The organism is Martinezella sp. CNPSo 3964 (genome assembly GCF_057784375.1).
In genome coordinates this window covers 40,436-58,342 of the sequence record NZ_JBXSOW010000017.1, presented here as the reverse complement: position 1 = coordinate 58,342, position 17,907 = coordinate 40,436, and the positions used below count along the sequence as shown (strand labels likewise).

The window sequence follows — 17,907 nt, the reverse complement described above, 5'->3', positions numbered from 1 at the left end:
CGGATTGAAAGTGGGGGTAAGTCATGTTAATTCACAATACAGAAAGTTTGGTGAGAAAGCGGACACCAAGCTGAATATCCTTGGGCATGGCTACGCCGGGAAACGAGGCCCCTGCGTCCTGTTGTGCTTAGGGACAGGAGGGCAATTTTGCTGGCACTCTTTCATGCCTTCTCCACGAAATGTAATCAGATTCAGCGTGCGATAAAACTTGGCGACGATGAGCTTGTAGCGTCACTGGATCGCGAATTGGAGCCACTTATCGCAGCTATACTGGCCTACAAGGCCACGAGTCTGCTTGAAATTTACATGCAGCTCCAGTTCATGAACAATCTCATCCGAGAAGAATCGGATGATCGTTCGCGCGTTATGCGCAATTCTGCATCGCTTTCGGTGCTGATCGATCGCTATTTCGGCGGTGCAAGCGAGGCAGCAGGCGAAGTTCTTAGGGCGTTTTCAAGCGAGAAAATCGATCGGAACGACGCGTTCGGCTTTGAAGAAAGCAGCGTGCTGAACGATGTCATTCTGGACAGCCTGCCGGATCGTGTCGCTGTCGTGACGCGGGACTATCGCTACCTCTATAGTAACGCCGCCAATTCGGAGTTTCTGAAGTCGAAGCCGATGGAACTCGTGGGACGTCACATCTCTGAATTCGTCGGTGCGGAAGATTTCGAAAGCAGTCTGAAGGCGAAGCTCGATGCCTGCTTTACCGGGGAGAAGGTGGAGTGCCTTTATCCGTCCTATCGCCAGATCGAGCCCGGCAAGGTATTTCACTGCACCATGACGCCGCTGCGCGCCAAGGCGGAAGTGATCGGCGCCTTGCTCGTCATGCATGAGATCATCGCCGTTCCCGCAGGCATGCTGGTGGCCTGAACTCGCGTTCAGGCCCCAAATAACAGCTTCCCAATCACGTCCGGTATCAGGCGAGGGTTGTCTTCGCCTGATTTTGTGATGTCTCGATCCGTTTCGACCGTGTCGGACCGCGATCTATCGTTCGCCTGGTCGTTGTCGCCGCTGCATTCGAAGCAATGGCAGCGAAATCTGATTACTTTCGGCTTCTTCATGCTGTCGGTCTGTTCCAACTGGCGAATGGATCGGGCAGGTTCCGCCAACGCTCAGGTGTGAAGCCGTTTGCCTCGACCAGGCAGGCGTTCAGCTCCTCCGTGATTTGCTGCTCGCTCATCGGATCGGCACCGATGAACACGAGCTCCTGGCGGCGGTCCCCCCATATCGGATCGAGGTAGGGCGCCAGTGCCCGCTTGAAGCCCGGATCGCGCGGCCATTGATCTTGAGGAACGGCTGCCCACCAGAGGCCCATCTTGCTTGTGCGGACGAGCGCACCAGCCTGGCTCATTTCGCCGACATAATAGGGCCGCGTGGCAAGCCAGAAGAAGCCTTTGGCTCGCACGACACCTGGCCAGGAGCGATTGAGAAAGCTCTGGAATCGAAGAGGATCAAAGGGTTTTTTCGCGCGATAGACGAAGGAGCGAATGCCATATTCTTCCGTTTCGGGAATATGATCCTTGAAGCCGTGCAACTCCTTGTACCAGAGCGGATGGCTTTCGGCGCGATCGATGTCGAAGCGACCAGTGCCGAGAACCTCGGTTGGCTTCACCGCGCCGAAATCGGCTTCTATCAGGCGCGCATCGGGATTGAGGCCGACAATGATCTTGCGGGCGGCGTCTCGTTGTTCAGCCGTAGCCGAACCGACCTTGTTCAAAATGATGACATCGGCAAATTCGATCTGCTCGACCAGCAGATCAACGATGGTCCTGTTGTCGCCCTCGCCGGCGGTCTCGCCGCGGTCAGCAAGGAAATCCGTCGATCCATAATCGGCCAAAAGGTTGGCTGCGTCGACAACGGTGACCATGGTGTCGAGCCGGGAAACATCGGAAAGGCTACGACCATCCTCATCGCGAAACTCGAAGGTGGTGGCGACGGGCAGAGGTTCGGCAATGCCTGTGGATTCAATCAGCAGGTAGTCGAAGCGATCCTGCTCGGCGAGTTGACGGACCTCCCTCAGGAGATCGTCGCGCAGCGTGCAACAGATGCAGCCATTGGTCATTTCGACGAGCTGTTCCTCCGTGCGAGAGAGATTGGCGCCGCCATCACGCACCAGTGCCGCATCGATATTCACTTCGCTCATATCGTTGACGATCACGGCAACGCGCAGGCCCTGGCGGTTGTTGAGGATATGATTGAGCAGCGTCGTCTTGCCGGCGCCGAGGAAACCCGAGAGGACGGTGACCGGGAGCTTCTTGTTCATGATAACCTCATTGTAATGTAATATCATTACACTTGTTGTGATGAAAAAAGCGAGCGCGGGCTCGCTTCCTTCGGAAATGTTCAGCCTTGCGCTGAAAGGCAGGTTTTCAACGAGCTTGCAATGCCGCGCATCAGGTCGAAATAGAGATCGGGTCCTTGCGGCAGCGTTGCCGCTTCCGGATCGAGGACGCCCGATTTCGCGGAGGTCCCTTCCAGCACGACATTGACCAGTTTCGGCTCGAATTGCGGTTCGGCGAAAACGCAGGTGGCGCCGAGATCGGCGACCTTGCTGTGGATTTCGGCCACGCGCTGTGCGCCAGGAATCGTTTCAGGGCTGACGGTGATGGAGCCGGAGACGCGCACGCCATAGCGACGCTCGAAATACTGGTAAGCATCGTGGAAGACGATGAAGGGCTTGTCCTTTACCGGAGCAACCGTGGCTGCGATTTCCGTATCCAGGGCGTCGAGCTTGTCGTTCAGCGCTTTCTGGTTTGCTTCATAGGTGAGCGCATTGGCCGGATCGGCGGCGACCAGCGACGTGGTGATTTCGGCAACCATCGCCTTGGCATTGTGTGGATCGAGCCAGAGATGAGTGTCGAATTCGCCATGATCATGATCGTGGCCATGCGCGTGATCGTCATTGCCTTCATGCTCGTCGCCGTCATCATGTGGTTCGAAGGCGCCGCCTTCGCGGAATTTGAGTTTCGCTATTCCCGGTACGTCATCAAGCTCGACGACGGTGGCGTTGGCACCAAGAGAGGCGAGCGGCTTTTGCAGGAAGGCCTCCATGCCAGGCCCGACCCAGAAGACCAGCTGTGCCTCTTGCAGGCTTCGGGCATTCGACGGCTTGAACGCGTAAGTGTGCGGCGAGGCGGCGCCATCGACAATCAGATCCGGCGTACCGACCCCTTGCATGATCGCGGCGACCAGCGAATGGATCGGCTTGATGGAGACGACGACGCGCGGTGCATCGGCTGCGGTGGCAGCCGTACTCACAAGCAGACCCGAAAGGAGAAGGGAGGCGGCGAGGGGAAGGAAAGCTTTTGCTGCGTTCATGCGATAAATGCCCTTGAATGGGTCTGTTATGTTATTACATCAATTGCGTTATGCTATAACGTGTGCGATAGCATGGCGCAATAGTGCAATTGGAAATTTCATGCTTTCTTCCATCGACAGCAAGAGCCGGCCGCTCGTGTCGCTCCATGATGTCGGCGTCCGCCGCGGCGGCCGCTGGCTGGTGCGCGGTGTCGATTTTTCCGTCAGTCGCGGTGAGATCGTCACCCTGATCGGCCCGAACGGCTCCGGCAAGTCGACCAGCGCCAAGACGGCGATCGGCGTCATGAAACCGGACGAGGGGCGTGTCGAGCGTATAGCCAATCTGAAGGTCGGCTATGTGCCGCAGAAGCTTGCCATCGATTGGACCTTGCCGCTCAGCGTGCAGCGTCTGATGACGTTGACGGGACCTTTGCCCGAACGCGAGCTGATCGGCGCTTTGGAATCGGTTGGCATTGCCCATCTCGCGAAAGCAGAGGTGCAGCACCTTTCAGGTGGAGAATTCCAGCGGGCGCTGCTGGCACGCGCCATTGCCCGCAAGCCTGACCTGCTCGTTCTCGATGAACCTGTACAAGGCGTCGATTTCAACGGCGAGATCGCGCTTTACGATCTCATCAGGTCGATCCGGAATACAGAGGGCTGCGGTATCCTGTTGATTTCGCATGATTTGCACGTTGTCATGGCGGCGACGGATACGGTGGTTTGCCTGAACGGCCATGTCTGCTGCCGCGGCACGCCGCAAACTGTCAGCCAGAGCCCCGAATATGTGAAGCTGTTCGGCACGCGGGCGGCGCAGTCCCTGGCCATCTACAGCCACCATCACGACCATACGCATCTGCCTGACGGCCGTGTGCAGCACGCGGACGGCTCGATCACGGACCATTGCCACGCCGATGATGGCCACCACCATCATGAGCATGACGAACATCACCACGATCACGATGATCACCATCACGGCCATGACCATGCCGAGGGAGAGCGCCATGTTTGACGATTTCTTCCTGCGCGCTGTCGTTGCCGGCGTCGGGCTGGCACTGACAACCGGGCCGCTTGGCTGCTTCATCATCTGGCGGCGCATGGCCTATTTCGGCGATACGATCTCGCATTCGGCGCTGCTCGGTGTGGCGCTGTCGCTGTTGTTTCAGCTTAATCTCACGCTCTCGGTCTTTGCGGTCGCGGCGCTGGTCTCAATTCTACTGCTCTTCCTGCAGCGGCGGCAGGCGCTGTCGGCGGATGCGCTGCTCGGCATTCTCTCTCATGCCACGCTGGCGATTGGCCTCGTCATCGTCGCCTTCATGAGCTGGGTGCGGATCGATCTCATCGCCTTCCTCTTCGGCGACATTCTGGCTGTCAGCCAGTCCGACATAGCGGTGATATGGGGCGGCGGCATTCTCGTGCTGGCGGCGATTGCCTGGCTCTGGCGGCCGCTTTTGGCTTCGACGGTCAATCCGGAGCTTGCAGAGGCCGAGGGACTGCGGCCGGAGCGTGCAAGGCTGTTCTTCATGCTGCTGATGGCCGTCGTGATCGCGATCGCCATGAAGATCGTCGGCATTCTCCTGATCACCGCGCTGTTGATCATTCCCGCGGCCACCGCGCGCCGCTTTGCCGCGACGCCGGAGACAATGGCGATTTTCGCGTCGTTGCTCGGCGCCATCGCCGTTGTTGGCGGGCTGTTCGGATCGCTGCGCTATGACACGCCGTCCGGACCTTCCATCGTCGTCGCGGCGCTCGTCCTATTTATCATCAGTCTGCTGCCCCTCATTCGCAGGGCCGGCACGCCAGCGGCGCAACAGAGAGGACAGTCATCATGACCACTCCGATGCTCACCAAGAACCAGACGCTTGTTTTCGACGTCCTGACCAAGGCGGAAGCACCGCTTAGCGCCTATACTATCCTGGACAAGCTGCGCGATCAGGGTTTTCGCGCGCCGCTGCAGGTCTATCGCGCGCTGGACAAGCTGCTGGAATATGGCGTGGTGCATCGGCTTGAGAGCATCAACTCCTTCGTCGCCTGCGCGCATCCGCATGAGGATTGCCACAGCCACGGTCTGGTCGCCTTCGCTATCTGCGAAAGCTGCGGCCAGGTGATCGAGTTCCACGATCACGAAGTGGATCACCGGTTGATGGACTGGCTGAAGTCGCAGAAGTTCAAGGCTGAGAAGTCGACCATCGAAATTCGCGGCCATTGCGCCAATTGCGCGGCTTGAACTTCGGGCAGAGGTCTATCAGACGCTCTGCCAGTTACTTGCAAGAATTCTCTAATCTAATCTCTTAAGATCGTGAGCGAAGTGCTGCCAGTTGGCGACGTAATGCTGAGCGGAGCGGCGCAGTCCTTCGATTGCCGTCTCGTCCAGCATCCGGATTGCTCTTGCCGGTGCGCCGACGATCAGGGAGCCATCCGGGAATTCCTTGCCTTCGGTGACGAGCGCATTGGCGCCGACCAGACAATTATTGCCGATCTTCGCGCCGTTCAGAATGGTTGCGCCCATGCCGATCAGGGAGTTGTTGCCAATCGTGCAGCCATGGATGATCGCATGATGCCCGATGGTGCAGCCTTCGCCCACCGTGACCGGGAAGGCCGGGTCGGTGTGGACCATCGTGCCCTCCTGGATATTCGTGGCCTTGCCTATTTTGATCAGCTCATTGTCGCCGCGCAGGACCGAGCCGAACCAGATGCCGACATCCTCGCCGATCTCGACCTTGCCGATCACGCTTGCATCCGGTGCGATCCAGTACCGGTCCGGACCAGGCGTTTTCGGCGTCAGGCCGGCAAGGGCGTAGAGCGGCATGGTCGATCCTCCTCGATCAGACGACGTTCAGGACAAGATTGGCGACGCCGTCGACGGCGCAGCTGATCCGGTCACCGCGTGCAACGGGGCCGACGCCGGCCGGCGTGCCGGTCATGATGATATCACCCGGCGCGAGGGTGAAGAGCTTGGAGAGCTCGGCAATGACTTCCGGCACCTTCCAGATCATCTGCGAGAGATCGCCTCTCTGGGCAGCCTCGCCATTGCGCATCAGCCAGATGCCACCCTTGTCGGGATGGCCGACGCGGGTGGCCGGTGCGAGTGCGGAGACGGGCGCCGAATGATCGAAGGCCTTGCCGATTTCCCAGGGGCGGCCGAGCTTCTTGGCCTCACCCTGCAGGTCGCGGCGGGTGAAATCGATGCCAACGCCATAACCATAGACGCAATCCAGCGCCTGTTCGACCGGGATGTTCGTGCCGCCGCTGCGCAACGCCACGACAAGCTCCACCTCGTGATGCACGTCCGACGACAGAGCGGGATAGGGGAAATCGCTCGACACAAGCAAATTGTCCGGATTCTTCTGGAAGAAGAAAGGCGGCTCGCGGCTCGGGTCATGCCCCATCTCGATGGCATGGTCGGCATAGTTGCGGCCGACGCAGTAGACGCGACGCACGGGGAAAAGCTCGGTCTCACCCTCGATCGGCAGAAGGACGGGGGCGGGTGGCGGAATGACTGTGGTCAGTGGGGCGTTCATATGGGCTTTCGAAACTCTCATCTTTTTCAGAGGGCTACTGCCGTCCGACTCCGTTCAGCAAGCTAGCATTATTGTTACAGCCACGAAAACTGGCGTTTTTGAGGGATTTGGTGTAGAGGGCGGGCAGAAAGGTTTCCCATGTATAGCGACGCGCTGAAAACTGGCCGCAAGATCTTTGCGGTTGCCCCCATGATCGACTGGACGGATCGCCATTGCAGATACCTGCATCGGCAGATCAGCCGGCATGCGTTGCTCTATACCGAGATGGTGGTGGCGGATGCGATCATCCACGGGCCGCGCGACCGGCTGCTGGGGCATGATGTCGCCGAGCATCCCGTTGCGCTGCAGCTTGGCGGCTCCGATCCGGCCAAACTCGCCGAAGCTGTGCGAATTGCGGAAGCCTATAATTACGACGAGATCAACCTCAATGTCGGCTGCCCGTCCGATCGCGTACAATCGGGCACCTTCGGCGCCTGCCTGATGCTGACGCCGGAGACGGTCGCATCCTGTGTTGCCGCGATGAAGGCAATTTCGAAGGCACCCGTCACTGTGAAATGCCGGATTGGTGTCGATGAGCAGGAGCCGGAAGAGGCGCTCCCCGAGTTGATGACGCGCGTGCTCGATGCCGGTGCCGATGCGATCTGGATCCATGCGCGCAAGGCCTGGCTGAAAGGCCTGTCGCCGAAGGAAAATCGCGAAATACCGCCGCTCGACTACGATATCGTCTATCGCATGAAGCAGCGTTGGCCAGACGTCTTCATCGGCATCAATGGCGGTATCCAGACGCTGGATCAGGCCGCGGCGCATCTGACCCATGTCGACGGCGTCATGCTTGGCCGCGCCGCTTATCAGAATGCCGCGATCCTCTCGGATGTCGATCATCGCTTCCATGGCGAGCCTGCCGTTGAGGCCGATTGGGACGGGCTGCGCGATCGGATGATGGCTTATGTGGAGCGCCATATAGCCAATGGCGGCCGCCTGCAGCATGTGGCGCGCCATATGGTCGGTCTCTTTACCGGCCTGCCGGGTTCGCGCCGTTATCGCCAGATCCTCTCCACCGACGCTAACAAGCCGGGCGCGGGGCCGGAAGTGATTGCCGCCGCCTTCGCCGCGGTCGATTTTGCTGGAGAGCGCGAAAAAGCGAGTGCTTGAGGGTGATATCCAACCCGCCCTCGTGGTTCGAGGCTTCAGCCTTTCAGGCTTTCGCACCTCACCATAAGGGCTAATCGATTGCGGGCGCGTCCGGCCGCAAACTGGCTCCAGGCAGAACTGCGAGGCTCACTCCACCCTCATCCTGAGGCGCGGAAGCCGAAGGCTGAAGCCTCGAAGGACGAGGTGGCCCGCCACATACTTGAAAAGCATTTCACAAACGAAAAACGGCGCGGTTTTCACCGCGCCGTTCGAAACCTTGATCAGGCAGTCAGCAGAGGCTTAGGCAGCCTGGATGTTGACAGCCTTCGGGCCCTTGCCCATGCGATCCGGCTCGGTGTCGAAGGTGACCTGCTGGCCTTCGCGCAGCGACTGGATGCCGGAAGCCTGAAGAGCGGAGATGTGGACGAAAACGTCCTTTGCGCCGCCGTCAGGAGTGATGAAACCAAAACCCTTGTCCTGGTTGAAGAATTTTACGGTGCCCTTGGTGGCCATGGGGGATAGTCCTTTACCCATCAGTCTTAGTTTATCCGGATGAACCCGGACGGCTTTGCTTCCGCAACATGCGAAAGCCAGTCGAGAAGTTCACGTACGGGGAAAGAACGTCTGCGCGGGTTGAAAGACCCAACCACTGCCTGCCGCCAGCGGATCACCAAATCAGTCCAGTCACCGGCATGCAAATGCCCGAGCATGTGTATGGGTGACAGGGTTTGTGGAAAAAGGCAAGGGGCAATATTAGGGCAGGGTGGGAAACGGGTAGGATTGGGTGGGGAATTTCAAGGGGTTGGATGGCAAACCTAGTGGCAGATAAATCATCTTGGAAGATGTATAAATGCTCCGAAAGATTGTGATAGCTCTTACAGCATTCCTGAAAATTCGCCATTAACGGAAGCAAGTTGGACGGTCGTCTGTCCTTCTGGGAAAGATTTTAATTTAGCTGTGTAAATACGAGTGCTTTCTTCTGCTTCTTTTATCAATTTTGACTGCATAATGGTACAACTATTCGGAGACCCTAAAAACCTGCTATATAGGTGCATAGATGCTTCAGTTCGATGACTTAACCGTAGAGCATATATTTGGCGCCGACGATGCAGAGAATGAGAATCCAGAGCGCTTTAAACAATATTTTTACAGAAATCGAGCGTTTGAGTCTCTGATATCTCCGCTACCGGTACGTATACTTGTGGGCCACAAAGGGGTTGGGAAAAGCGCGCTGCTTCGTCGGGCTTTTATGGAAGACGAGGACAGCAATCGGGTTGCCATATGGCTCAAACCGAATGATATCGTTGATATCAAAACGGAAGCGTCGGGCCATAACGATTTTATTCTGAAGATCGAAGCATGGAAAAAGGGCCTACTGCTTGAGATAATCGAGCGTGTCTTCATGAGCGTCTATGGTGAGGGGTCCCGTAGCGTGCTGGATGATGTGCGCTCCGCAAAGCCGAAGGAATTATTGAAGCTTCTACAAAGAACCCTGAGCGAAAGCACCAATGAGCGGTTCGTTAATGTCTACATAGATGATATTGATAGAGGGTGGTCCGCCTCGGTGGAAGATATTCGTACTATTTCCGCTCTTTTGAACGCAATTCGAGATATCGGCGGCGAATATGACACTGTTAGGTTTCGAATCGGCCTACGAAGTGACGTGTATTTTCTTGTCCGCACGTCGGATGAATCTACAGATAAAATCGAACGCAACGTAGTGTGGCTTCGCTGGGACAATGATGCAATCTTAAGGGTTGCAGCTAAGAGAATCGTTTCATATTTCGCGATGTCAATTTCAGATGATCAAATTGATAAGATGTCCCAAAGAAATATATCCGAACGTATACTTTCAAAAGTAATTGACCCAAGATTTCAGGGTCGTGGAAGATGGGAGGATAGGCCAACCCATACAATACTTATGTCATTGACAAGAGCTAGGCCGCGGGATCTTGTTAAATTATTCCATCTGTCAGCCAAAAATGCCTATGTTGATCGCTCGAGTATAATTCACACTGCTCATTTGGAGGCGGCTTTAGAACCATACTCCCAAGAGCGCCTACAAGACATTATTAATGAATATAAGAGCGAAGTCCCGCAGATTGAAAGGCTGCTATTAGAGATGCGGCCTTCGACAAAAGAGCGGCGCACCGCAGAGAGCTTCCAGTTTAATACTGCAGAACTCCGACAGAAAATCAACAATGCTTTAAACCACGTAAATGTTACATTCTCCAATGGGCGAATTGTGAACTCGGGATCTATAATACAATTCATGTATAAAATAGATTTTATTACTGCAAGAAAACAAATAGGCGATGAAATCGACAGAAAGTATTTCAGTGAGGGAAGGTTTTTGGCTCCAGAGTTCGCTGATTTTGGTTATGACTGGGAAATTCATCCGGCGTACCGTTGGGCTCTTCAGCCACAGGGCATTCAAGACATACTGGCTAACTTGTTTAAGTAAGGTTTAGCTTATGGATTGGCACTTAGTAAGAGCCATTGGTAATAGCAAGCCGGCGAAGGCTTCAATAATGATGCCGTTTGTTGGATACCTAATTGTTTTTAATGAGAAATTGACTAATTTCTTAGGTTTTTTACCTTTTGAATCGCGGGATTTCCCGAGTGGCCTTGGAAGCTTGTACTACTTCTATATGGGTTCTGTTTTAATTGGTATTGCTTCGATAATTTATCAGATACGTTGCCCTAGCCTTGTGAAGGAATTCCAGAACCAGCGCGAGTTTATCTCAAGGTATAAGGCGCACCTCGATTCCGATGAAGTTAAGGAGATTTGTAAGTTCCTTGTTGCTAATAGGAAATTTGATAACTTATTAGACGAAGGCCGAGTTCAATCTATAGCTTTGTTGTATGATTCTGGTAATTTTTCGGTCGGAGATCATTCGCTTGACTATGTTTTGGGAAGGTATTATTGCTTATTAAGCTCAAATAAATTTATTTCAATACTTTCATCCACCATACTATATGCTTTTGGTATATTTGTAATATCAATTCCAACGATAATTACTGCGCTGAAGATATTTAAAAATTACTTTTCTGTCGCGTTGATATGGAACTAGGGATGGGTTCTCACAGTTGGTCTCCGACTAGCGTAAATACCTTACAAGGCTCGGCAATCCCGCGCAGCTCATAATTCCCCAATGACATCAGCGGCATGCCCGTCTCTGCTGCGATCGAGCCCGAAATCAGGATATTTCTGCCCAGCGGCTTGCAAAGGCCCTCCAGCCGGCTGACGAGATTGACGGCGGGGCCGATGGCGGTGAAGTCCAGGCGGTCGGCAGCGCCGATATTGCCCCAAAACATGTCGCCGAAATGCAGGGCGACGCCGAAGGGGAGCGGCGGCAGGCCTTGGTTTGCTCGCGACGCGTCGAGATGCGCCATGCCGGCGCGGATGGCGGTGGCGGCGCGCAAGGCTGCCTCGCAGGCTTCCTTCGCCGTCCCGGTCACCGGGAAGATCGCCAGCACGCCATCGCCCATGAATTTCAGCACTTCGCCGCCGAAAGCATGCACGGCGCCGGCAACGCGGTCGAACCAGGCATCAAGCGCGGCGATCATGACGGTCGGTTCCGTCGCTTCGGAAAGGGCGGTGAAATCCCGAAGGTCGGCGCAGAGCAGGGCCGCGCGAATGGTTTCGCCGCTATTGCGGCTGAGCGCGCCGGCCTGCACACGGGCAGCGCTTCTGCGGCCGAGATAGGCTTCGAGCAGGGTCGATAGGGTGGCGCGGGCGGCCAAGCCCGCCAAGGGGGCGGCGGCAAAGCGGGCGATCTCGCGCAGGCTATCCGTCTCGGCGGAGGTGAAGGGCCGAGTACCGGCCCAGGCAAGAGCGGAATTGCCGGGCGCAATCCCGATCGTTTCCTCGCAGGTCGGGCCGAGATCGCCGAGCCAATCGCGGCCGGCCTGGCCGAGCGCCGTGCCGGCGAAGCCGAGGGCTTCGGTCACCGCGCCGGTTTCGGCGCGCCAGAGCCATGTATGTTGGGTTATGATCGGATGCGGCGCTGCAAGGGTCAGCGCGCTGCCGGCCAGCGGCATATCGGCGGCCAATAGTTGTCCGCCCAGATCGGCCAGGAAGCGTTCGGGGCTGGGCGAGGTGCCGGCCTCGTCAACCAGCCAGGCAAGGGGGGCGGGTAGATCCATGCCGCGATCATGCCATGGCGGTTGCAGCCTGTCATCCGTGCCGATGCGACCTTGCGGCCAGCGTTGGATCGTCACGATATCGAAGGCGAAGTTGTTGCCTCCGGCTGGTGACATGGCTTGCGCGCCAAGGCATAGAACTCGATGGCGCCGTGCTTAAAACGTCGTCAGCTTCTGCCGTCGTGACCGCGCATGGAGTCGGGGCCGGGATCGCGTCCGGCGGCCACTGCGGCCATACGGTCGAGATAATGCGCCCAACCCTTTGCGTGCGCTTCACATTGTTCAACGGTCGGCAGGCCGGTATGGGTGAGGCGCACCAGCGTCCCGTCCGGCTGCTCTATCAGGTCGATTTCCACCAAGCTTGATCCGGGAGGCACTTCCTCGCTGCCGTCCCAGCCGAAGCTGTAGGCGAGGCGATGGACCGGCACGACTTCGCGAAACGAGCCACGCGCGAAGCGGGCTCCGGTAACATTGACGAGATAGATGCCGCCGGGCTGCAGCTCCGTCTGGGCTTCCGTGCCCATCCAGCGCAGGATTTTCTCCGGATCGGTGAGCAATGCGAATATGGCGGCAGGCGGCGCCGAGACATGGGTCTCGCGACGGACGATTAAAGGCTCGGACATCAGTCTCTCTCCCCAGGTTGCTGTCGCTTCCCACCGGTTCGGTATGCACTCAAGCACCTTCCGTCCCTCCGTGGGCCTCCTCATGAGAACATGTAGCGGTTGCGGCCTCGCCAGCAAGGCATTGCTCAATGCTCGCGGGCTCAGCCCTCACAAATCGACAACTCAGGGCGGGTCGGCATCTGATAGACGCCGTCGCCCTATCGCCCGGGCCGCCCCGTCTTGCCTTTCGTCCGTCCCTTGCGCTGCTTCTCGTCAATCGGGTCCTCATAGGAACCGACGCCAGGCTTCGCACGGGTGATCGGCTTGTCCGGCACCTTGCCCGTCACCGGCTTTTCGGTGCGGCCGACGGTCATCTCGTCCAGCGTGTTCTTGCGGAAAAGCGGCGTACCGGCGTCGCTGCCCGGACCCATTTCGTCGAGGCTCGGTTTGGCGAAGTAAGAGCGAGATTCCGGCGCCGGCGGTGCGCGCTTGCCTACCGCCGCACCTCGACTTTCGAGGCTTTTCGCTTCCTCGCGGGCCAGCGGATCGTCCATGGCGGCGAGTTCGACGGCCTTGAGGCGTTTGATCTCGTCGCGCAGCCGTGCCGCCTTTTCGAAGTCCAGGTCGGCGGCAGCGTCGCGCATGGATTTTTCCAGCGCGTTGAGATGGGCCTGCAGATTGTTGCCGACGAGATGGCCGCCATCGGCAAAGCCCTTACCGGAGGCGCCGCCGATATCGGCGCGGACATGGTCCTTCTCGTAGACGCTGTCGAGAATATCGGAAATTTTCGCCTTGACCGATTCCGGCGTAATGCCGTTTTCAATGTTGAACGCCATCTGCTTTTCGCGACGGCGGCTGGTCTCGTCCATCGCCCGCTGCATCGAGCCGGTAATGTTATCGGCATAGAGGATGACCTTGCCGTCGACGTTACGCGCGGCGCGGCCGATGGTCTGGATCAACGACGTTTCCGAGCGCAGGAAGCCTTCCTTGTCGGCATCGAGGATGGCGACGAAGCCGCATTCCGGAATATCGAGACCCTCACGCAAAAGGTTGATACCGACGAGCACGTCGAAGGCACCGAGGCGCAGGTCGCGGATGATCTCGATGCGCTCCAGCGTGTCGATGTCAGAGTGCATGTAACGCACGCGTACGCCCTGCTCATGCAGATATTCCGTCAGGTCCTCGGCCATGCGCTTGGTCAGGACAGTGCAGAGCGTGCGATAGCCCTTGGCGGCGGTCTCGCGGATTTCGCCGACGACATCATCCACCTGCGTACGGGCCGAGCGCACTTCCACCGGCGGGTCGATGAGGCCCGTCGGACGGATGACCTGTTCGGCGAAGACGCCGCCGGATTGCTCCATTTCCCAGCTGCCCGGCGTTGCCGAAACCGCGATCGTGTCCGGGCGCATGGCGTCCCATTCCTCGAAGCGCAGGGGACGGTTGTCCATGCAGGAGGGCAGGCGGAAGCCGTATTCGGCAAGCGTCGCCTTGCGCCGGAAGTCGCCGCGATACATGCCGCCGATCTGGCTGACCGAGACGTGGCTTTCGTCGATGAATAGCAATGCGTTATCGGGAATATATTCGAACAGAGTCGGCGGCGGCTCGCCGGGATTGCGGCCGGTCAGGTAGCGGGAATAGTTCTCGATGCCGGCACAGGAGCCGGTGGCCTCAAGCATTTCGACGTCATAGCGGGTACGCTGTTCCAGCCGCTGCGCCTCGAGCAGGCGGCCGGCTTTCTCCAGCTCGGCAAGCCGGATTTTCAGCTCTTCCTTGATCGCCTTGATGGCGCCGTTCAGCGTCGGGCGCGGCGTGACATAGTGCGAATTGGCGTAGATCTTCACCGACTTCAGGTCACCGGTCTTCTGGCCGGTCAGCGGATCGAATTCGGTGATGGCGTCGATCTCGTCGCCGAACATGGAGATGCGCCAGGCGGCATCCTCCAAGTGGGCCGGGAAGATCTCGATCGTGTCGCCGCGGACGCGGAAGGAACCGCGGATGAAATCCATATCGCGGCGCTTGTATTGCTGCGCCACGAGGTCGGCGAGAAGCTGGCGCTGATCCAGCCGGTCGCCGACATTCATCTGGAACGTCATCGCCGTATAGGTTTCGACCGAGCCGATACCGTAGATGCAGGACACCGAGGCGACGATGATACAATCGTCACGCTCCAGCAGCGAGCGTGTCGCCGAGTGGCGCATGCGGTCGATCTGCTCGTTGATCGAACTTTCCTTCTCGATGAAGGTGTCCGAGCGCGGCACGTAGGCTTCCGGCTGATAATAGTCGTAGTAGGAGACGAAATACTCGACCGCATTGTCCGGAAAAAAGTTCTTGAATTCGGAATAGAGCTGCGCGGCCAGCGTCTTGTTCGGCGCGAGGATGACGGCAGGACGCTGCGTCGCCTCGATGACCTTGGCCATGGTGAAGGTCTTGCCGGAGCCGGTGACGCCGAGCAGCACCTGGCTGCGGTCGCCATTCTCCAATCCTTCGACGAGGTCGCGGATCGCCGTCGGCTGATCGCCGGCGGGCTGATACTCCGAGGCCATGCGGATCTCGATGCCGCCTTCGGACTTTGCCGGACGGGCAGGGCGATGCGGCGTCCAGAGCTTGCCGTCCTTGAAGAGCGGATTGCCGCTCTCGATCAGCTTCGACAACGCTTCCACGGTCGCAGTCACACCGCTCGTTGCGATCTTGTCGGCATCCTCGAGCGCGATATCAAGGCCAGCCACCGGATTGAGGCCGGCGGCGGCGCGCGTCTTCGGGTCGGTCGAACCACCCATCGAGGTGCCGCGTGCCGATTTGGAAGCGGCGATTTCCACCTTCTTGCGATGCTTGCCGGCCTTGGAGGCGATCTCGCGCTGGGTTTCGATGCCAGAGGATTCCGCATCCGCTTCGAGCTGCTTTACCCAATCGGCAACGCTGCCGCTGAGCGGCGCACCCTCAAACGATGCCTGTGGCGCCTCTTCGAAACCGGTCGGGGCGGGGGATTTTTTCGGTGATTTGGCCATGGGGCGAATATGGAGACAGATCGCACAGATGTGAAGGGGCAAAGAGTACAAAAGGGAAACAAAGTAGAGGATTTTTCCATTCGCCGAAGATGTCAAATATGTTACAACCCAAGGGCGGCCGATGCGTTATCGCTGATCCAAAGTCCGCATAGCGCGATCCTCGCAGGCGCCAAAGGAGGAACAAGCCGCAACGTCGACATGCCCGGCCACTTGCCGGGTTCCCCCAGCTTCGACGGCATCCGGTATTGCCCGCCTCGCCGCCGCCATCCGGTCGGAGGATCATGATGACCGCATTGGATAGCTTACGTTCCTTGTCCCCCCAGCAACGAAACACCGTGATCGCGGCCTATCTGGGCTGGACTCTGGACGCTTTCGATTTCTTTATTTTGGTTTTCGTTCTCAAGCATATAGCCGAAGAATTTCACACGGACGTTCCGGCAGTTGCCGTGGCGATCTTCCTCACACTTGCCATGCGGCCACTTGGCGCGCTGATCTTCGGGCTTGCTGCGGATCGGTTCGGGCGACGCACGACCCTGATGGTCGACGTGCTGCTTTATTCCGTCTTCGAATTCCTGACCGGCTTTTCGACCGGCCTGACGATGTTTCTCGTGCTGCGCGCGCTCTTCGGCGTTGCCATGGGCGGCGAATGGGGTGTCGGCGCGTCGCTCGTCATGGAGACGATACCCGAGGATTCGCGCGGCCTTGTATCCGGTATCCTGCAGGCGGGCTATCCCTCAGGCTATCTGCTTGCATCGATCGTCTTCTTTCTGCTGTTTCCGATTATCGGCTGGCGCGGCATGTTCTTCGTCGGCGCGGTGCCGGCGTTGCTGGTGCTGTATATCAGGCGCAATGTGGAGGAATCTCCGGCCTTCCTGCAGCGGCAGGCCAAGCCACAGCGGCCGTTTCTCACCGTGCTGCGCGAGAATATTCCGCTATTCATCTGGGCGGTGCTTCTCATGACTGCGTTCAATTTCTTCAGCCACGGCACCCAGGATCTCTATCCGACCTTCCTGGAAACCCAGCGGCAATATGATTCCTATACGGTCGGCGCCATCGCCATCGTCTACAATATCGGCGCGATCGTCGGCGGCCTGACGTTCGGTGCTCTGTCGCAGCGTTGGGGCAGGCGGCGGACCATCGTCATCGCGGCGCTTCTCGCCATTCCCGTCGCCCCGCTGTGGGTTTGGGGTCAGGGGCCGGTCATGCTCGCGATTGGCGCCTTCCTGATGCAGCTTTTCGTGCAGGGTGCCTGGGGCATCGTTCCCGTGCATCTGAACGAATTGTCGCCGGACGAGGTGCGCGGCACCTTCCCTGGATTTGCCTACCAGCTTGGGAACCTGCTGGCATCAGGCAATGCCTCGATCCAGGCGGGACTAGCAAAGCAATGGAACGGCGACTATGCCCTGGCGCTGTTGATCGTTGCCTGCATAGTTGCCGTGGTCGTTGCGATTTTCGCCGGCTTTGGCTTCGAGAAAAAGGGTGTTCGGTTTGGCGGCAAGGATGCCGGGCAGGCGGACAGCGCCGTGCGGGCCTGACGAGGCTCAATTATCCGGGCAAGCAAGGGCCGGCTGATATTGCCGGCCCTTTCAGGTCACTTTCCGCAAATTTCCGAGATCTTGGCCTGGGCAAAGCCACGGGCCAACTCCTGCAGGCCGCCGACTGAGGATATCAGTTCGCCGATCGGGCCGTTGATGCCGAGATGCAGGTCGGTGATGTGGCATGCGCCGACATCGACCGTCATCGAGGCATCGAGTTCCCCCTTGATCGTCGTCTTCAGCACGCCATGCGATTTGCAGGCCATTTCGGCATGCGCGTTGATCTGCACACCGCCGCCTGCGGCATCGCAGACATCGAGTGACTTCACCTCGAACTTGTCCTTGTGATCAACGCCCGGCAGTTTCTTGCAGGGATCGGCCTCGTTCACGGACTTCTCGATCTGCGGGCCAAACTTGCTCTGCAGTAGTGACCAGCACGAGCCGGCTGCGGCTTCTGCTGGCGTTGCTGCTATGGGAAGCGGAGAGAGCGGCAACACGACCGCCATGGCCAGCAGAGACATGCGAAGCGGCGGCAGAAGCGAGAAGGGGGACATGGGATATTTCAGGTTCACGACGATCTATCCTCTCAAGAGAAGAAGCAGCAAATCAGGCCTGGCGCGGCGACAGTCTTCCATCTCTTCTTCCGCCAAGGCAATCCCCCCGATTTTGATGG

General features: G+C 58.1%; 16 protein-coding genes. 7 read left to right on the top strand and 9 right to left on the bottom strand.

The window, feature by feature from the left end; genetic code table 11:
* The first annotated feature begins 147 nt into the window (after nt 1-147).
* On the top strand, nt 148-870 hold the full coding sequence (locus tag AC13Q5_RS32580; protein ID WP_457877621.1) for a PAS domain-containing protein: 723 nt from the start codon (nt 148-150) through the stop codon (nt 868-870).
* A 187-nt stretch (nt 871-1,057) separates the two neighbouring features.
* Here AC13Q5_RS32580 and AC13Q5_RS32575 read toward each other — a convergent pair whose 3' ends face one another.
* The gene (locus AC13Q5_RS32575) at nt 1,058-2,263 is read right to left on the bottom strand and encodes a GTP-binding protein (RefSeq protein WP_488504524.1); all 1,206 of its coding nucleotides are present in this window, start codon (nt 2,261-2,263) and stop codon (nt 1,058-1,060) included.
* 80 nt (nt 2,264-2,343) lie between these two features.
* A complete protein-coding gene (znuA, locus tag AC13Q5_RS32570; RefSeq protein WP_488504523.1) occupies nt 2,344-3,318 on the bottom strand; it encodes a zinc ABC transporter substrate-binding protein ZnuA in 975 nt (324 codons plus the stop codon).
* A gap of 100 nt (nt 3,319-3,418) precedes the next feature.
* On the opposite strand from znuA, the gene AC13Q5_RS32565 reads away from it, so the two are divergent.
* Genes AC13Q5_RS32565 through AC13Q5_RS32555 form a run of 3 tightly spaced genes read left to right on the top strand, consistent with a single transcriptional unit; the run spans nt 3,419 to nt 5,521 of the window.
* Complete coding sequence (locus tag AC13Q5_RS32565; RefSeq protein WP_488504522.1) at nt 3,419-4,306, top strand: ATP-binding cassette domain-containing protein; 888 nt, start codon at nt 3,419-3,421, stop codon at nt 4,304-4,306.
* A complete protein-coding gene (gene znuB, locus AC13Q5_RS32560; RefSeq protein WP_488504521.1) occupies nt 4,299-5,126 on the top strand; it encodes a zinc ABC transporter permease subunit ZnuB in 828 nt (275 codons plus the stop codon). Before AC13Q5_RS32565 ends, znuB begins: the two co-directional genes overlap by 8 nt.
* Nucleotides 5,123-5,521 carry a Fur family transcriptional regulator gene (locus tag AC13Q5_RS32555; protein ID WP_457877624.1) on the top strand — a complete coding sequence of 133 codons (399 nt, stop codon included), beginning with the start codon at nt 5,123-5,125 and terminating at the stop codon, nt 5,519-5,521. The genes znuB and AC13Q5_RS32555 overlap by 4 nt, the downstream gene beginning before the upstream one ends.
* 51 nt (nt 5,522-5,572) lie before the next feature.
* Here the strand turns inward: AC13Q5_RS32555 and AC13Q5_RS32550 are convergent, their stop codons facing one another.
* Both AC13Q5_RS32550 and AC13Q5_RS32545 read right to left on the bottom strand, forming a co-directional pair.
* Nucleotides 5,573-6,103 (bottom strand): gamma carbonic anhydrase family protein, encoded by a 531-nt coding sequence (locus tag AC13Q5_RS32550; RefSeq protein ID WP_488504520.1) that lies wholly within the window; start codon nt 6,101-6,103, stop codon nt 5,573-5,575.
* Between the two features lie 16 nt (nt 6,104-6,119).
* Complete coding sequence (locus AC13Q5_RS32545; RefSeq protein WP_075850762.1) at nt 6,120-6,815, bottom strand: fumarylacetoacetate hydrolase family protein; 696 nt, start codon at nt 6,813-6,815, stop codon at nt 6,120-6,122.
* 138 nt (nt 6,816-6,953) lie between these two features.
* Between AC13Q5_RS32545 and dusA the strand changes: the two genes are divergently transcribed.
* Nucleotides 6,954-7,967: a tRNA dihydrouridine(20/20a) synthase DusA gene (dusA, locus tag AC13Q5_RS32540; protein ID WP_488504519.1), complete on the top strand. Its 1,014-nt coding sequence runs from the start codon at nt 6,954-6,956 to the stop codon at nt 7,965-7,967.
* A gap of 279 nt (nt 7,968-8,246) precedes the next feature.
* On the opposite strand, the gene AC13Q5_RS32535 is transcribed toward dusA, so the two are convergent.
* A complete protein-coding gene (locus AC13Q5_RS32535) occupies nt 8,247-8,459 on the bottom strand; it encodes a cold-shock protein (RefSeq protein WP_069613123.1) in 213 nt (70 codons plus the stop codon).
* Nucleotides 8,460-9,003: 544 nt separating this feature from the next.
* Here AC13Q5_RS32535 and AC13Q5_RS32530 point away from each other — a divergent pair.
* A complete protein-coding gene (locus AC13Q5_RS32530) occupies nt 9,004-10,410 on the top strand; it encodes an ATP-binding protein (protein WP_488504518.1) in 1,407 nt (468 codons plus the stop codon).
* Nucleotides 10,411-11,030: 620 nt separating this feature from the next.
* Here the strand turns inward: AC13Q5_RS32530 and AC13Q5_RS32525 are convergent.
* The 3 genes from AC13Q5_RS32525 to uvrB all read right to left on the bottom strand — a co-directional run bounded on the left by AC13Q5_RS32525 (nt 11,031) and on the right by uvrB (nt 15,699).
* Nucleotides 11,031-12,095, bottom strand: a complete 1,065-nt coding sequence (locus AC13Q5_RS32525) for an adenylate/guanylate cyclase domain-containing protein (RefSeq protein WP_488504565.1) — start codon at nt 12,093-12,095, stop codon at nt 11,031-11,033.
* Nucleotides 12,096-12,259: 164 nt separating this feature from the next.
* Complete coding sequence (locus AC13Q5_RS32520) at nt 12,260-12,715, bottom strand: SRPBCC family protein (protein WP_488504517.1); 456 nt, start codon at nt 12,713-12,715, stop codon at nt 12,260-12,262.
* A 197-nt stretch (nt 12,716-12,912) separates the two neighbouring features.
* Nucleotides 12,913-15,699, bottom strand: a complete 2,787-nt coding sequence (uvrB, locus tag AC13Q5_RS32515; RefSeq protein ID WP_488504516.1) for an excinuclease ABC subunit UvrB — start codon at nt 15,697-15,699, stop codon at nt 12,913-12,915.
* 284 nt (nt 15,700-15,983) lie between these two features.
* On the opposite strand from uvrB, the gene AC13Q5_RS32510 reads away from it, so the two are divergent.
* Entirely contained in the window at nt 15,984-17,234 is a 1,251-nt protein-coding gene (locus AC13Q5_RS32510; RefSeq protein ID WP_075850757.1) for an MFS transporter, read from the top strand.
* 56 nt (nt 17,235-17,290) lie between these two features.
* Here AC13Q5_RS32510 and AC13Q5_RS32505 read toward each other — a convergent pair whose 3' ends face one another.
* Nucleotides 17,291-17,806 (bottom strand): hypothetical protein, encoded by a 516-nt coding sequence (locus AC13Q5_RS32505; protein ID WP_488504515.1) that lies wholly within the window; start codon nt 17,804-17,806, stop codon nt 17,291-17,293.
* Between the last annotated feature and the right edge of the window lie 101 nt (nt 17,807-17,907).

Bases quoted from the DNA above. Each gene is read 5' to 3' on its own strand.
- AC13Q5_RS32575 (WP_488504524.1), bottom strand. From the start codon at position 2,263: ATGAACAAGAAGCTCCCGGTCACCGTCCTCTCGGGTTTCCTCGGCGCC.
- znuA (WP_488504523.1), bottom strand. From the start codon at position 3,318: ATGAACGCAGCAAAAGCTTTCCTTCCCCTCGCCGCCTCCCTTCTCCTT.
- AC13Q5_RS32565 (WP_488504522.1), top strand. From the start codon at position 3,419: ATGCTTTCTTCCATCGACAGCAAGAGCCGGCCGCTCGTGTCGCTCCAT.
- znuB (WP_488504521.1), top strand. From the start codon at position 4,299: ATGTTTGACGATTTCTTCCTGCGCGCTGTCGTTGCCGGCGTCGGGCTG.
- AC13Q5_RS32555 (WP_457877624.1), top strand. From the start codon at position 5,123: ATGACCACTCCGATGCTCACCAAGAACCAGACGCTTGTTTTCGACGTC.
- AC13Q5_RS32550 (WP_488504520.1), bottom strand. From the start codon at position 6,103: ATGCCGCTCTACGCCCTTGCCGGCCTGACGCCGAAAACGCCTGGTCCG.
- AC13Q5_RS32545 (WP_075850762.1), bottom strand. From the start codon at position 6,815: ATGAACGCCCCACTGACCACAGTCATTCCGCCACCCGCCCCCGTCCTT.
- dusA (WP_488504519.1), top strand. From the start codon at position 6,954: ATGTATAGCGACGCGCTGAAAACTGGCCGCAAGATCTTTGCGGTTGCC.
- AC13Q5_RS32535 (WP_069613123.1), bottom strand. From the start codon at position 8,459: ATGGCCACCAAGGGCACCGTAAAATTCTTCAACCAGGACAAGGGTTTT.
- AC13Q5_RS32530 (WP_488504518.1), top strand. From the start codon at position 9,004: ATGCTTCAGTTCGATGACTTAACCGTAGAGCATATATTTGGCGCCGAC.
- AC13Q5_RS32525 (WP_488504565.1), bottom strand. From the start codon at position 12,095: ATGGATCTACCCGCCCCCCTTGCCTGGCTGGTTGACGAGGCCGGCACC.
- AC13Q5_RS32520 (WP_488504517.1), bottom strand. From the start codon at position 12,715: ATGTCCGAGCCTTTAATCGTCCGTCGCGAGACCCATGTCTCGGCGCCG.
- uvrB (WP_488504516.1), bottom strand. From the start codon at position 15,699: ATGGCCAAATCACCGAAAAAATCCCCCGCCCCGACCGGTTTCGAAGAG.
- AC13Q5_RS32510 (WP_075850757.1), top strand. From the start codon at position 15,984: ATGACCGCATTGGATAGCTTACGTTCCTTGTCCCCCCAGCAACGAAAC.